General features: G+C 65.8%; 12 protein-coding genes. 1 reads left to right on the top strand and 11 read right to left on the bottom strand.

All coding sequences use genetic code 11. From position 1 onward, the window contains the following. The first annotated feature begins 131 nt into the window (after window positions 1-131). Window positions 132-2,492, top strand: coding sequence for a right-handed parallel beta-helix repeat-containing protein (locus J0A90_RS00960; protein ID WP_207035406.1), 2,361 nt, complete (start codon window positions 132-134; stop codon window positions 2,490-2,492). Between the two features lie 122 nt (window positions 2,493-2,614). Here J0A90_RS00960 and J0A90_RS00955 read toward each other — a convergent pair whose 3' ends face one another. The 11 genes from J0A90_RS00955 to J0A90_RS00905 all read right to left on the bottom strand — a co-directional run bounded on the left by J0A90_RS00955 (window position 2,615) and on the right by J0A90_RS00905 (window position 13,959). After that, on the bottom strand, window positions 2,615-2,785 hold the full coding sequence (locus J0A90_RS00955) for a hypothetical protein (RefSeq protein WP_207035404.1): 171 nt from the start codon (window positions 2,783-2,785) through the stop codon (window positions 2,615-2,617). Continuing rightward, window positions 2,782-4,800 carry an acyltransferase family protein gene (locus J0A90_RS00950; RefSeq protein ID WP_207035402.1) on the bottom strand — a complete coding sequence of 673 codons (2,019 nt, stop codon included), beginning with the start codon at window positions 4,798-4,800 and terminating at the stop codon, window positions 2,782-2,784. The genes J0A90_RS00955 and J0A90_RS00950 overlap by 4 nt, the downstream gene beginning before the upstream one ends. A 47-nt stretch (window positions 4,801-4,847) precedes the next feature. Further along, window positions 4,848-6,209: an undecaprenyl-phosphate glucose phosphotransferase gene (locus J0A90_RS00945; protein WP_207035400.1), complete on the bottom strand. Its 1,362-nt coding sequence runs from the start codon at window positions 6,207-6,209 to the stop codon at window positions 4,848-4,850. A gap of 121 nt (window positions 6,210-6,330) precedes the next feature. Next, entirely contained in the window at window positions 6,331-6,984 is a 654-nt protein-coding gene (gene cysC / locus J0A90_RS00940; protein ID WP_255701941.1) for an adenylyl-sulfate kinase, read from the bottom strand. 11 nt (window positions 6,985-6,995) lie between these two features. Then, the gene (locus J0A90_RS00935; protein WP_207035398.1) at window positions 6,996-7,928 is read right to left on the bottom strand and encodes an SIS domain-containing protein; all 933 of its coding nucleotides are present in this window, start codon (window positions 7,926-7,928) and stop codon (window positions 6,996-6,998) included. Between the two features lie 411 nt (window positions 7,929-8,339). Next, entirely contained in the window at window positions 8,340-8,903 is a 564-nt protein-coding gene (locus J0A90_RS00930; protein ID WP_207035396.1) for an HAD family hydrolase, read from the bottom strand. Then, on the bottom strand, window positions 8,903-9,748 hold the full coding sequence (gene kdsA / locus J0A90_RS00925) for a 3-deoxy-8-phosphooctulonate synthase (RefSeq protein WP_207035394.1): 846 nt from the start codon (window positions 9,746-9,748) through the stop codon (window positions 8,903-8,905). The genes J0A90_RS00930 and kdsA overlap by 1 nt, the downstream gene beginning before the upstream one ends. Next, window positions 9,748-10,965 carry a hypothetical protein gene (locus J0A90_RS00920; RefSeq protein ID WP_207035392.1) on the bottom strand — a complete coding sequence of 406 codons (1,218 nt, stop codon included), beginning with the start codon at window positions 10,963-10,965 and terminating at the stop codon, window positions 9,748-9,750. Before J0A90_RS00920 ends, kdsA begins: the two co-directional genes overlap by 1 nt. Continuing rightward, window positions 10,958-12,025, bottom strand: a complete 1,068-nt coding sequence (locus J0A90_RS00915) for a glycosyltransferase family 4 protein (protein WP_207035390.1) — start codon at window positions 12,023-12,025, stop codon at window positions 10,958-10,960. The genes J0A90_RS00920 and J0A90_RS00915 overlap by 8 nt, the downstream gene beginning before the upstream one ends. Window positions 12,026-12,029: 4 nt before the next feature. After that, entirely contained in the window at window positions 12,030-13,190 is a 1,161-nt protein-coding gene (locus J0A90_RS00910; RefSeq protein ID WP_207035388.1) for a hypothetical protein, read from the bottom strand. 37 nt (window positions 13,191-13,227) lie between these two features. Then, entirely contained in the window at window positions 13,228-13,959 is a 732-nt protein-coding gene (locus tag J0A90_RS00905; RefSeq protein ID WP_207035386.1) for a sulfotransferase family 2 domain-containing protein, read from the bottom strand. Window positions 13,960-13,963: the final 4 nt, after the last annotated feature.

The raw sequence follows: 13,963 nt of genomic DNA, 5'->3' as shown, positions 1-13,963 counted from the left end.
TAGCGCGGGCACTGCCGGTGGCGGATACGCACCTCCATCACCGGCTGACAAAACCACACCAAGTCGCAAAAGAGCGCGGGCGGCGAGTCGCGGATAATGCTCGGCAAGTTCACGACGCGAGAGTGCGCCCCATGGAAGTCAAAACCTTCTTCGCCCAGCGCGCCGACGGTCGAGCGCTGCCACGCGCTGCCGTCAGCGTCCTGCCCCAGGGCGAGGAGACGCTGGCAGCCGGCCTGGAGGATGGCCGTGGTCAGCCGCTGTCCAACCCGTTCCACGCCGATGCGGACGGTCGCATCCAGTTCGCCGCCCCCAACGGCCACTATGTGGTGGAGGTGGGCGATGGCACCCAGCAGCAGCGCTTGCACGCCCAGTTCTTCGATCAAGGCGAGATTCATTCCGCCTCCGGCACTCAGCCGCTGGCCCAGGCGCTCGATCAGCGCCTGGTGGTGGTCGACAGCGTGGATACCCTGCGCGAGTGGCCGGGTGCCCGTGTCGCCGACGGCTGCTGGCTGGTCTGCCGCAGCTTCTACCGCGACCGCCCCTTCGAGTTGGATATCCAGCTACAGCGCGTCGTCGCCCTTGACGACCCCGGGCAGGCCAATCAGATGGCGTGGCTGCCCATTGATCACCCACACCACGACGACTTCCATCGCTTCACCCTGTGGGCCGCCGATGGCGCCGCCTATGTCCAGCCCGGCGACGACATCGACCTGCTCAAGGTCGGCTTTCGCGCCGATTACACTGACGCCGAGGGCAGCGGCAGCGACGAATCGGCGTGGTTCCAGGAAACTCTGGACAAGACCCCCTACCGCACCAAGTATCTGCCCGATCTGCCCCAGGGCTGTGCGCTCTATCTGGGCAAGCGGCGTATCGCGCTGCGCTCGGGCACCCGTCTGGTGGGCGCCGGCGCGCGCGCCAACAGCCGCCTGGTCAGCGATTATGTCGCCAGCGGCTTTCGCGATGGCATGTTCCTGCTGCGCGAACCCCACGTGATCGCCGCCTGGGCCGAGGGGCGGCCGCAGGGCGATCTGGACGCCGCCTTCAGCCACGATATCCATGTCAGCGGCCTCACCCTGGAGGCGCGCGACTTCTGCCGCGGCGCGGTGGCCCTGGTCTGCGTGCGAGACGCGGTCTACCGCGATATTCATCACGTGCGCTGCGGCGGGCTGAAAGTGTTCCATGAGCTGGAGCTGAACGGGCGCTACTCCACCCGGGAGGAGGACCCGGAGAGCGACAACGCCGTGACCGCGGGTTTCAACCCCGAGGTGCCCGACGACCTGAGCGAGCGCATCCGTATCAGCGACCTCTCCGGCGGTGCCGGTCGCTATACTCTCTCACCAGGAGACAGCAGGCGCGCGGGTGCCGTGCGTCTCAACTTCGTGCGCGACTTCAGCATCTCCCACGTGCACATGGACTACTGCAACGTCTCCGGCTGGGGCGGCTCGGCGCGCCCCGGCAAGGGCGGTGAACTCAGGTGGATGCGGCGCCTGCGCGACGGCTTCATCCAGGACGTCCACTGCCGCTGGACCAATGGCGCGATCTATTTCAACAACGCCCACAACATCAAGGTCTACGGCTGCAGCGCCAAGGAGGTAAGCGACACCGCCTTCGACCTCGAGGGCTGCACTTACTGTCTGTTCGACGGTCTCTACGCCGAGAACGCAGCCAACTTCGGCATCTCGATCTTCTATGCCACCCGCGGCAACGTGATCAAGAACTTCGTCGCCCGTCAGAGCGCCAGCGCCGGCACCCTGCACGAGCGCCTGGCAGAGCCCAAGTTCGGCCCCGGCCTGGGCCGCACCCTGTTCCGCCGCCTGGCCGGGTTCGAGGACCCTGACTTCAGCCAGGACGTGACCCTGGATACCGGCGCCTTCGTCTATGAGGGCGAAGGCTTCGGCGCGGTGATCGTCGACTCCTGGGCCGACGTCACTTATCGCAACGTCAGCCACCATGACGTGGTCATGGACCTGCGCGGCCACAGCAACGCCCAGTCGCCCTATCTCAAGGATTGCCGCTTCACCTTCACCCGTCCCGCGCGTGACGGCGACGTGCTGGTGGCGCTGGGCACCAACCGCAGCGATTACGGCTACTGGAAAGGCGGCGCGATCGTCTCAGAAGTGCCGCAGCCGGCCGGCGTGGTGCCGCTACTCGGGCAGCTGAGCGCCTATGCCGGTACCGCGATATTCGATCTCGACGACCTGCGCATCGACGTCCCCGGGGTCGAGACCGCGATCGCCGTGTGCGATGCGCGCCAGGCCGGGCGCCGCCCCGGCCACGCCTTCCGCCTCGGGCGCAATCTGATCCCGGCCCACAGCGGCATCACCGATCTCGCCCTCAATCGGCAGTCGGGTGGCGACGCCCTGCAGCTCGACGCGGGTGACAATCGCACCCTCGACTTCTCTCTTGTGCAGGTGCAGGCACTGGAAGAGGGAGGCACCCGGCGCTATGCCGCACTCGCCTTCGGCCTCGACGTGGCCCGCGGCGGCGACTGACACCGCCGGCCGCAGTCACCCAGGCACCAACGCAAGACGCCCGCCGGATTCGGCGGGCGTCTTGCATTCGGCGGGGCGTTGACGGCGCATAGTGGCTCAGAGCGAAGGCGCCGCCTGCCGACTCAGCCGAGCATGACCCGGTTGGCCTCCCCCACGATTCGCAGGCCGCCGGATGCCGACCGCGTCGAGCGCCGGTCCAAAGGCGTGCGTATTGGCCCGGAGAGCGCGGGCAGCGCGGGGGTCGCGGCCACGGCCAGCATGGCAGTGATGAATCGACGACGTGTCAGACTCATGATCCCTCCTTGGGTTCGGCTGGTTGACTGCCCTGGGAAGCGCCGGCGATCCAGTGCCCCGCATCCGCCATCGCGAATGCCGCCTCGGCCTGAGCCAAGGTGTGGGCGATACGGGGCGCCGCCAGCTGCGAAAAGGTGTTGGTGATGTGATGGTCGTCGCGGTAGAGCAGCACCTGGCCCTGCAGCGGCCGACACAGGCGCTCATCGCAGAAGAGATCGCTGATATCCGCGAAGTAGACGTTGTCGAGGTGATAATCAGCGGTGGGCGAACGCCGACTGAGCAGCGCATCCCGCGGCTTGGCGCAGGCGTCCGCGGCCTCCTCGTGCAGATCGACACACTCGGGCACGTCGAAGCCGAACCAGGGATTGTCGCGCAGCGCCAGCACCCGCACGCCCCCTTCCGCCAGCGCGTGCCACGCCGCCAGATAGCCCTCGGGCACGTACTCCGCCGAACCCTGCCCACGAGTCGAGTTGGTGAACACATAGTCGGGCTGGATCTGACGGATGCGCTCGATCACCCGCTCGTTCCAGGCATGGCAGGAGGGGTACGCCATGTAGTCGGCATCGGCGTCGAGGGAGAGCATGCAGCCGCCCTTGGTCAGGGTGACCAGACGGAAGCGCTCGCGCGCCGCCACCCGTTGGAGCGCCGCCAGCCACTGCTGGGCGTGGGAACCGCCGGCCAGCACCACCGTCTTGTCGGCGTCAGGGTCACCGTAGCTGCACTCCACCAGCTCGGCATCCGTCGCGGTCTGATGGCAACCATCCCGGGACGACGGTGGCAGATCCATGCTGGCGATCAAGGTCGGCGGGTAGACTGCTGCCTCTGCCGGCCGGGCGTGGTGCAGGAACTGATCGAGTGCCGCCTCGGCGCTGGCGCGGCGCCCCTGGTAGTCATGATACCAGCCGCCCAGGGCCGCCATCGGCAGCGCCAGCAGTGCAGCGCAGGCCGCATAGGTGGCGAACCTGTGACGCGACAGACACGCCGAACGGCGCACCGGGTTCTCGAAGCCCCAGGTGGTCAAGCCCGCCAGCAGCGCGGCGCCGCCGATGATCGCCAGCCCCGGCAGCAGCCCGACGTCGAAGCCGCCGGTGGCGTAGCGATAGCAGGAGAGCAGCGGCCAGTGCCACAGATAGAAGGCGAACGAGAGATCGCCGAACCACACCACGCCGCGATTGTTGAGCAGCCAGATGTCGCACTGGTTGCGCGCCGCGACGATGATGCCGCAGGCCGCCAATACCGGTATCAGCGCTACCACCCCGGGGAACGACGACGACACCTCGAGAAACAGCGCAAAGGTGAGCAGCACCGCCAGCGACACCCAGCCGAGCAGCTTGGCCGCCAGACGCGACAGCGTCATCCGCGTCACCGCAAAGGCGAGCAAACCGCCGATGGCGAACTCCCAGGCCCGCGCGCCGCTATCGAAGTAGGCCCACGGCTGGTTGCGCGCGGTCATGTAGACGCTGTAACCCAGCGACAGCAGCCCGATCAGCACCAGCGCGACGATCACCCGTCGGCGATAGCCCTGCTGGTCACGGCCGACGCGACCCGCCACCCACAGCAGCAGCGGGAACAGGCAGTAGAACTGCACCTGCACCGCCAGCGCCCACAGCTGCTGGAACGGCGACGGCGGCGAGCCCTGCTGCAGATAGTCGGTGGCGGTGAAGGCCAGTGCCCAGTTCTCGAGAAACAGCGTCGAGGCCAGGGCGTGCTTGATCTGATTGCGCCACATCGAATCCGGCATCAACCACAGCGACAGCGCCACTGTGGTCACGATCACTACCGCCGCGCTGGGTACCACCCGGCGCAGGGTCTTGGCGTAGTAGTCGAACAGCCCGCCCAGCGTGGGTGGGCCGCCGCGGGTCAGCGAACCGACGATGAAGAAAGCAGCGACGACGAAGAACACGTCGACACCGCCGGAGACCTTCTGGATCCAGATGTGATAGACGGCGACCATCAGCGCCGCCACCGCGCGCAAGCCCTGAATCTCGTACAGGTAGCTTGTGTGTCTAGCCAACGTTCAGCTCCTTCGAACGTAACGGATGAAAGGTCGAGAGCGCCGTATCAGTATGCGTTCTGACCGGTGAAGCCCTTGAATACGGTGAGAAAGATGATCTTCAGGTCGAGCAGCAGCGACCAGTTGTTGATGTACCAGAGATCGTGCTCGACCCGGCGCTGCATCTTGTCCAGGGTGTCGGTCTCACCCCGATAGCCGCACACCTGGGCCCAGCCGGTGATGCCCGGCTTGACCATGTGCCGCTGCATGTAGGACTCGACCAGATCCTTGTAGTAGTCGTTGTGCGCCAGGGCGTGCGGACGCGGCCCGACGATCGACATGCGCCCCTGCAGCACATTGATGAACTGGGGCAGCTCGTCAAGCGAGGTCCGGCGCAGGAAGGCACCGACCCGGGTGATGCGCGGATCGCGCCGGGTCGCCTGGGAGACCTGGCCGGCGGACTCCTGATGCACCTTCATCGAGCGAAACTTGTAGACCTGGACATCGTGGCCGTTGGCCCCGGTGCGCAACTGCTTGAACAGCACCGGACCCGGCGACGACAGCTTCACCGCCAGCGCACAGGCCAGGCACACCGGCGCGATCAACAGCAGAATCAAGCCGCCGATCACGATGTCTTCCAGGCGTTTGGCCCACTGCGCGCTGCCGGCGATGGGGCTGACGCTGAGATCGAAGGCGTGATTGCCGGCGACCTGGCTGACCCGATGGTTGAGCAGCGGGATATCGGCGAAGTGCGGGATGAAGCGGATCTCCAGCGGCAGATGGCGCAGGTTGTACATGATCGCCCGCACATGGGCCCCTTCGGAGACCGGCAGACAGATCCACACCTCGTCGGCGCCCGACTTCTCTACCCGCTGGGCCAGATGGCGCGGAGCCTTCTGGCTGCGCAGCACTCGCGCGCGGCAGATACCGGCGAGCGCATAGCCCTGCTCGCGGTGGCGGCGCAGCGAGCGTGCCACATCGAGCAGGTTCTCCTCGGGACCGACCAGAAACACCTTGCGCCGGTTCTTGGCGCTGGCGTTGTGATAGAGGGTCAGCATCATCAGCAGCGCCCGCGACGCGCACACCAGGCAGAACGACAGCAGGAAGGTGAACACCAGCCACTGCCGCGACACGCTCTCGGAGAGCTTGAACAGATAGAGCAGGCTGGCGAGCACCGCGAACACCGCCGCCCACACCCACAAGAGTCGGTAGATACGGCTGCGCAGCCGGGTCGAGCGCCACTTGCTGTAGCCGCCACCGAACAGATTGATCAACACCACCGCCAGCGCCACCAGCACCAACACCAGCGCGTTGCCGCTATCGAGCCGCGCACTGCCGAAACGCACCTCGCTGGCCAGCACGCCCGCCAGCGCTATGGCCATCACATCCATCAGCGGCGCCAGACGCCGGACCGGATTCAGGCTTTTCATCGTGGTTCTCCCTTGAACGCGTGGTTATCCCTGAACGCGTAGTTCTCCTTGGACGCGTGAGTCTCAATGACCGCTTGCACCTGGCTTGCCATCGCCGCAGACGCCACCAACGCTCGGCCTGTCATACGCAGCGCCGGCCCGCGAGATAGTCCACCACCTGCTGTGCCATCGCCGACGGCGAGCGGCTGCCGTCGTTGTGCAGATGCACCTCGGGCGCCTGGGGCGCCTCGTAGGGCGAGTCGATACCGGTGAAGTCAGCGATCTCGCCAGCCCGCGCGCGCCGGTAGAGCCCCTTGGGGTCGCGCGCCTCGCAGGTCGCCAGCGGCGCGTCGACGAACACCTCGATGAAGTCCCCCGCCGCCAGCCGCTGGCGCACCGCGGCTCGCTCGCTGCGAAACGGCGAGATGAACGCCGACAGCGTGATCACCCCGGCATCCACGAACAGCCCCGACAGCTCGCCGATGCGCCGCACGTTTTCGACCCGGTCGGCGTCGGAGAAGCCGAGATCGCCGTTCAGTCCCTGGCGCACGTTGTCGCCGTCGAGCAGATAGGTCAGCTTGCCCAACCGGTGCAGCCGCTCCTCGACCAGCCCGGCGATGGTCGACTTGCCGGAGCCGCTGAGCCCAGTGAACCAGAGCAGGCAGGCACGCTGAGCGTTGAGCGCCTCGCGCTGAGCCCGATCCACCCGATGGGCATGCCAGACGGTGTTGTCGCTCATGCACGCGCTTTCTTTCTCACCCTGCATTCCCATGTCCTGCACTCCCTTGCCCTGCATGCCCGCCTCCTTCATTTCTTGAACACACCGACCAGGCGCTCGTGGTCGAACACCAGCAGTACACTGATCTGCTTGCTGTCCATCAGCGCCAGCGCATCCTCGACCCGGGCAGTGGGCGCGATCCGCGACGCCTGCGGCGTCATGAAGTCGAACGCCCGGCGACTGAACACGCGCTCGCCGTACTTCTCGATCGCCCGGCGCAGATCGCCATCGGTGATGATTCCCCAGCGCTCGCCGTGGCGGACCACGGCCATGCCGAGCTGGCCGCGGGACATCGCCTGGATCACATCGAGTACCTGGGCGTCGGCCTCGACCAGTGGCAGGTTGTCGCTGCGCATCTCGTGCTCGACTCGGCTCAGCAGACGCCGCCCGAGCGAGCCGCCGGGATGAAAGCGGGCGAAGTTCTCAGGCTGGAAGTCGCGCGCCTTCATCAGCGTCACCGCCAGCGCGTCGCCCATCGCCAGCGTGGCCGTGGTCGAAGAGGTCGGCGCCAGCTGCAGCGGGCACGCCTCCTCCAATACACCGATGTCGAGATGACTGTGCGCCGCCTGCGCCAGGGTCGAACCGGGGCTGCCGGTCAGCCCCACCAGATAGTTGCCGTTGTCCTTGAGGAACGGGATCAGCTTGACCACCTCCTCGGTCTCACCGGAGTTGGAGATGGCCAGGAAGACGTCGTGCTCGGTGACCATGCCCAGGTCGCCGTGGTAGGCCTCCCCGGGATGCATGAAGAAGCTCGGCGTACCGGTGCTGGCCAGGGTAGCGGCGATCTTGCGCCCGACGATGCCGGACTTGCCCATACCGCACACCACCACCCGCCCCGGCGTGCGCAGGATGGCATCGACCGCGGAGATCAGGTCGTTGTCGAGCTTGCGCGAGACTTCGAGCAGGGATTCGGCTTCCTTGGCGAACACCTGCCGGGCGGTATCGAGATAGGTCAGATTCATAGGGACCTCCATGTGTCTCATGAATGTGTCTCATGAGCGGCTGAATGACCGATGGGATGACCCGCTTGAGAGACGCCCGGCCACGCCGCGACGCACCCGGCCCGTAATCGGGCAAGGCACGCCGCGCCGGCGGCGTCTGCTGAGATAGCGCGGGGTCGTACTGGGTGATGCCTGGGTGATGAATGCGTGATGACTGAATGAATGCGCGCCGGAATCAGCGCCGACGTATCGAGCGGCGGACGCAGGCGCGCCCTTTGGCCGCTTTCGAGGCAATGCCGAGTGAAGATCTCAGCCCTGCCTCGGCGATGCCGCTGCCAGCGGGCGCTGGCGGCGCAATGCCCGCCTCCGTTTGGCGCCAGGCGCCGTGGGGGACGGGGTCGCTAGGTCGTGGGTGCGGCCCGTGGCGGATGACTACTGGACCAGATCGCCCAGCGCGTCATCGTCCTCGAGCAGATGGGCGTACATCTCGGCCAGGGTCAGCCCCCGGGCCGCGAGCAGATCCTCGGCGATCTCGCGCGCCACGCCGCGGCCGCCACGGCTGGCGGTCACATACGTGGCGACCTTGCGTACCAGCGGATGAGCGTCCGCCGGCGCATAGGCGACGCCGATTCGACGCATCACCGGAATATCGATGATGTCGTCACCGGCGAAGGCGATGCGCGCCGGCGGAATCTGCCACTCGGCGCTGATCTGAGCGATCGCCTCCAGCTTGCGACTGAAGCCGAGCTTGACCACGTCCATGCCCAGTTGGGTGGCGCGGGTGAGCAGCGGCTGGCTCGACTTGGCCGAGAGCACCCCACTCTTGATCCCGTGCTGGCGCAGCAGCCCCACCGCCACGCCGTCGCGGACGTTGAACGGCTTGAGCGCCTCGCCCTCGGGACCGATCAGCAGCGTGCCGTCGGTGAGCACACCATCGACATCGAACAGCACGAGCTCGATGTCGTTGCGCGCATCGGCCTGGCCGCCCCCTGCCATCAACGGATCTCCAGCGAGGGGAAGCCCTTGACCAGATCATCCAACGCCTTGATCTGGGCCAGGAACGGCTCGAGCTGGTCCAGCGGCAGCGCGCTGGGGCCGTCACAGCGAGCGCGATCCGGGTCCGGATGCCCTTCCAGGAACAGCCCCGCCAGCCCCACGGCCATGCCGGCACGGGCAAGCTCCAGCGCCTGGCGCCGGCGTCCGCCGGAGGCCTCGCTCGACGGGTCGCGGCGCTGCAGACTGTGGGTGACGTCGAAGATCACCGGCGCATTGCCGCTGACGTCCATCATCTCGCGGAAGCCGAGCATGTCGACGACCAGGTTGTCATAGCCGAAGCAGCTGCCGCGCTCGCACAGCACGATCTGCTGATTGCCCGCCTCGGCACACTTGTCGACGATGTTCTTCATCTGTCCCGGGCTCAGGAACTGCGGCTTCTTGACGTTGATCGGGCGACCGGTGCGCGCCATCGCCACCACCAGGTCGGTCTGGCGGGCGAGGAACGCCGGCAGTTGGATGATATCGGCGACCTCGGCCACCGGTGCCGCCTGGGCGACTTCATGCACGTCGGTGATCACCGGCACGCCGAACTCGCGCTTGACCGCGGCGAAGATCTCGAGCCCCTCGTCCATACCGACACCGCGGAAGGAGTGGATCGAGGAGCGGTTGGCCTTGTCGAAACTGGCCTTGAACACATAGGGGATGCCCAGTCTGCGCGTGACCTCGACGTAGGTCTCGCACGCCTTCAACGTACTCTCCCTGTCCTCGAGCACGTTGATGCCACCGAACAGCGTGAAAGGGGCATCGTTCGCTACCGTCAGACCGGCAATGGGTACGGATTTCATCAAGCTACCTCGCTTCGATCCAGAATGGGCAATCGGGCTCTTTGCATCAGCTTGGCGAAGTTCGCCGCGCTGAACGGAGTATCCCGAAAATAGTCTTCGTTCACTAGGTAATGGTCGACATAGGCCGCCAGGCGGCGCTCGTCGAACTGCGCATAGAAGGTGTTGCCGAGGAAGGTGACCGGCTTGTCGAGCAGCTTGGCCTCGAGCCCCACGGTGGAGTTGATCGTCACCACCGACTCGGCGCCATCGAGCAGGCGGAAGGTGTTCTCGTTGACGATCTTGAAGCCATGCTCGCGGCGCAGCCGCGCCAGCACCGCCGGGATCGCCTGATTGATCTCCGCCGGATGCGGCTTGATCACCAGTTTAAGCCCCCTTTCCGCTGCGATCTGTATCGCCCGCTTGAGCCCATCGATCACGCTGCCCTGGGGGTAATTGAGAATGATCTGGGCGTCGGTGCTCACCTGCATCGGAAAGAACAGATAGGGTGTCTGCCAATCCATGGTGTCGAGCGCGACGTCATCGGCCTTGCGCAGCTTGGCCAGTTCCGACAGCCCATAGGCGTTCTCGCCGGCGAGCCCGAGCAGCGCCTCGAGCCGGCAACCGGCCACCTGCACACACTTCTGCAGTACCGTCTTCAGGTCCAGCTTGCGCGCCTGCCCGATCACGTGCTTCTGCATGCGCGCCTGGGTGTAGTCGCGCTTCCAGCGGCGGAAGGCATCGAGGTCGACCGCATAGTCGTCGAGCAGCTCCACATGGGCGTAGAGATAGGACTGCATATCGGTGCCCTGGGGATCGGCGAAGGTCTTGTTGCCGATATTGCCGTAACCCGTATAGAGCACATCGATCCCCTGGGCGCGGGCGTGGGCGGTCAGCGCCGACTGCGACGCCAGCCGGCCGCTGGGGAGAATGTAGAGCTCCCAGCCGCGCCGCGGCTGCTCGCGCTCGATGAAATCGGCGAAGCCCGAATAGACCCGATCCGCCTGGCGCTGCGTCAGCCGCCCGGTCTTGATGCTGAAGTTGTCCTCGCGGCAGTGCCGGCCATGGCCGCGGCGCGGCATGAACACCGTCTCGCGCTTGAGCTTCAGGTAGACGTACATGATCAGGTTGTTGGCCACGAAATCGACGCGGCACGCCTGGGCGCCGGGGGCGGCGAAAACGCGTTTGAAGAAACGGTAGTCTTCCGGGTTGGAGATATTGATCAGGATCCGACTATACATAGCAGTGCTCGCTCGAGCGGTAGAGTTTGAGAAGCGCCGAATTCATGCTGGCGGGCGAGAATTCACGCTCGTAGCGCTCGCGGCAGCGACGCCCCATGGCCTCGCGGTCGCCCGCCTCGAAGCGCGCCAGCGCGGCGTCCAGCGACGGCGCGAAATCGTCGAAATCGAACACCTGGCCGGTCTCGCCATCGCGCACCAGCTCCGGCAGCGCGCCGCGGTTGGAGCAGATCACCGGGGTCGCGTTACGGTAGGCCTCGAGGACCACGAGGCCGAATCCCTCCCAGCGGCTGGGCACGATCAGCGCCTTGGCCCGGGCGATCAGGCCGTCGAGGCTGGCGTTATCGAGCCAGCCGAGCAGATGCATGTTCGCCTTGGGCGCGAACGCCGTACCGGCATCCACCACGCTGCCACCGACCACTCGCAGCTCGCCATGGGCTTCACCCCAGCTGGTATAGAGACGATCGAACCCCTTCTGGCGGTCGAAGCGTCCGATGAACAGGTAGAAATCCTCCTTGTCGACACCGACACGCGGTTCGCGGGTGTCGCGCACGCAGTTCTTTATCAGCAGCGTGCGCTCGCCCATGCCCGCCGCGTTCAGCAGCGTCTGCTCGTATTCGGAGATCGCCACCAGCGCATCGCTGCGCGCATAGAGTGCACGCTCCACCCACTGGATCGCGCGGCGCTTGAGCCCGCCGACACGGTGCGGATCGAAGGCCACCCCGTGGGGCTGATAGACCAGCTTGGCACCGCGCAGCGACAGCGGCAGCCCGCGGCAGACAAGCCCGGCGAAGGTGCTGTGGACGTGGACCACGTCCGGCCTCTCGGCCGCCACCGCCGCCGACAGCCGTGTGGCCAGATGGCGCAGACGCTGCGGCCGACTCTCGCCGGGGAAGTCGTGGATACGCACCGCATCCCCCAGCGCGATCTCCTCACGCTGCGCCGCCGGCAGCACCATGGAGACCCCGCTGACATCGGGATGGCGCAGCTGCTCGCCCGCGACATTGTTGAGATAGGTGGCGATGCCGCCCGTCACCGTCTCGCATACATGCATGATTTTCATGGGATCACTCGCTGAAGGAGAGCATTACCAGCAAAGAAAAGATGATGAAGGTCGGCACCAGGACCAGTGCCGCATCGGAGAAGGTGGCCACCCAGTACATGACGCAGCCGATACAGGCACTGCGGCTCACGGGGCGCGAGGGGTCGAACAGACTGCGCGCCATGACCACGTTGGAGAAGAACAACAAAAACGGCAGCAGACCGATCAGCCCCACGAACTCGGCGATCGAAACGTAGGGAATCTCGTAGGACCAGTAGAGCGGCGTGTGTGAGATCAGTCCGGCGTCGAAGAAGTACTGCAGATACCCCGCCCGCCCCCCCAGATCGCTGTCGAACAGGAAGGTGACGTCGCGCCCCATCAGCCCCAGCAGACCGACGATGCCCGGCACCACCAGGCACAGCGCAAAGCAGATCAGGATCAGCTTCTTGACCGAGATGGCGCGATTGAAGAGCAGATATTCGAAGATGCAGTAGACCAGCAGCAGCGCCCAGGCGGTGCGAGACAGCGTCAGCATGATCGTCAGCATCAGCCCCAGTACCCACAGGCGGCGGGTCTCGATCACGCTGTAGAGCGGCAGCAGCATGATCATGCACACGGCGTAGATGTTGCCGTTGTTGTAGGTCGAGAAGAGCTTGAACAGGCCGCCGCGGTCGTTCATCTTCGCCTCCAGCGTCAGCTCGGCCCCATAGGTGGTGGTCAGCATGGGGATCGAGAAGTACTGGCCGGTGGCGATCTTGTAGAGGAACAGCGCCAGGCCGAAGACGACGGCGAAACGGATACAGTGGCGCAGGCAGACGAGCAGATAGGCGATCTGCTCGGGTCCCAGGCGCTTCGACCAGACATAGACGAATACCGGCACCACGATCAGCGCCATCACGTAGCCGAAGTAGATGCCCACGCTGGCGATCCCGTTGAGCAGCGTGACCGCCAGAAACAGCAGCCAGAACGGCACCAGCAGCCACACGTAGCAGGCGTAGCGATCCTGGCGAAAGAGCTTGCCAGTGCCCAGCATCGCCTTGAGGAACAGGATCGGGAACGTCACCACGATCAGCAGATAGATGGTGTTGAGCGGAATGCCGCCGAGGGCGACACCCGACTTGGGTAGCGCGATGGCGAAGATCGCCACCAGCGCCACGAAAACGCGCTTGGCATCGATGACCAGCATGTCTCGGGTCCATGAGTACGAAGGGGTCATGCGGCGCTCAGGGCGTGTAGCCGAAGATCTCGAAATCGCGCCGATAGAGGCGTGAGGCGATCGCGGTAAGCTCACTGTCGTAGTAGTCGCGGTAGTCCCGGCGCGCGGTGGCGTTGACCACTTCCAGCGGTGCCACCCGACTGATGCGCAGATCGGCGGCGATACGCCGGTAATCGGCATCGATGTTCTCGTAGCGCCCGACATAGTCGACCAGCGGCTGGCCCTCGGCGTCGCACAGGAACTCGGCCTGGGGCCGGAAGTGGACCCAGCGCATCACCCGGCGGCGATAGCGCGACCGCGACGCCAGCCGGCGCAGAAAATCATCGAAACCGGACACGCCGCGCAGATACTTGTCGCGGAAGGCGCGGTCGTAGCGGCCGATACCGCCCTTCTCGAGGTAGACGTAGGCGGAGACCAGACGATCCAACGGATGGCGCACGAAGCCGAACTTGTAGTAGCGCGCGAAGCGCTCGGCATCGAAGCGGCGATAGCGCTCGGCCGGATCGTGGCCGTGGGCCGGCACCCCGAACAGCGCCTGGAAGATACTGTTGCCGGCGGTCTTGGGCACGTGCACGAAGACCACATCGTTGTTCTCCTCATGCTCCGAATAGGGGTCGACCAGATGACGATAGAGGCGATCCTTCACCTCCAGCGGCAGGCGGTCGTTGACGCCCAGGATCAAGGACTTGGCCAGGGGGCTCTTTTTCAGGCGATAGCGGGTCTGTATCAGCAGGCTCATGGCA

Source organism: Salinicola sp. DM10 (assembly GCF_017306975.2).
Classification (GTDB): Bacteria; Pseudomonadota; Gammaproteobacteria; order Pseudomonadales; family Halomonadaceae; genus Salinicola.
The sequence above is the reverse complement of the archived record's forward strand: the minus strand, read 5'-3'. Positions and strand labels throughout refer to the sequence as shown.

Excerpts from the sequence above, each read along its gene's own strand:
- J0A90_RS00960 (WP_207035406.1), top strand. The coding sequence starts at position 132 with ATGGAAGTCAAAACCTTCTTCGCCCAGCGCGCCGACGGTCGAGCGCTG.
- J0A90_RS00955 (WP_207035404.1), bottom strand. The coding sequence starts at position 2,785 with ATGAGTCTGACACGTCGTCGATTCATCACTGCCATGCTGGCCGTGGCC.
- J0A90_RS00945 (WP_207035400.1), bottom strand. The coding sequence starts at position 6,209 with ATGAAAAGCCTGAATCCGGTCCGGCGTCTGGCGCCGCTGATGGATGTG.
- cysC (WP_255701941.1), bottom strand. The coding sequence starts at position 6,984 with ATGCAGGGCAAGGGAGTGCAGGACATGGGAATGCAGGGTGAGAAAGAA.
- J0A90_RS00935 (WP_207035398.1), bottom strand. The coding sequence starts at position 7,928 with ATGAATCTGACCTATCTCGATACCGCCCGGCAGGTGTTCGCCAAGGAA.
- J0A90_RS00930 (WP_207035396.1), bottom strand. The coding sequence starts at position 8,903 with ATGGCAGGGGGCGGCCAGGCCGATGCGCGCAACGACATCGAGCTCGTG.
- kdsA (WP_207035394.1), bottom strand. The coding sequence starts at position 9,748 with ATGAAATCCGTACCCATTGCCGGTCTGACGGTAGCGAACGATGCCCCT.
- J0A90_RS00920 (WP_207035392.1), bottom strand. The coding sequence starts at position 10,965 with ATGTATAGTCGGATCCTGATCAATATCTCCAACCCGGAAGACTACCGT.
- J0A90_RS00915 (WP_207035390.1), bottom strand. The coding sequence starts at position 12,025 with ATGAAAATCATGCATGTATGCGAGACGGTGACGGGCGGCATCGCCACC.
- J0A90_RS00910 (WP_207035388.1), bottom strand. The coding sequence starts at position 13,190 with ATGCTGGTCATCGATGCCAAGCGCGTTTTCGTGGCGCTGGTGGCGATC.
- J0A90_RS00905 (WP_207035386.1), bottom strand. The coding sequence starts at position 13,959 with ATGAGCCTGCTGATACAGACCCGCTATCGCCTGAAAAAGAGCCCCCTG.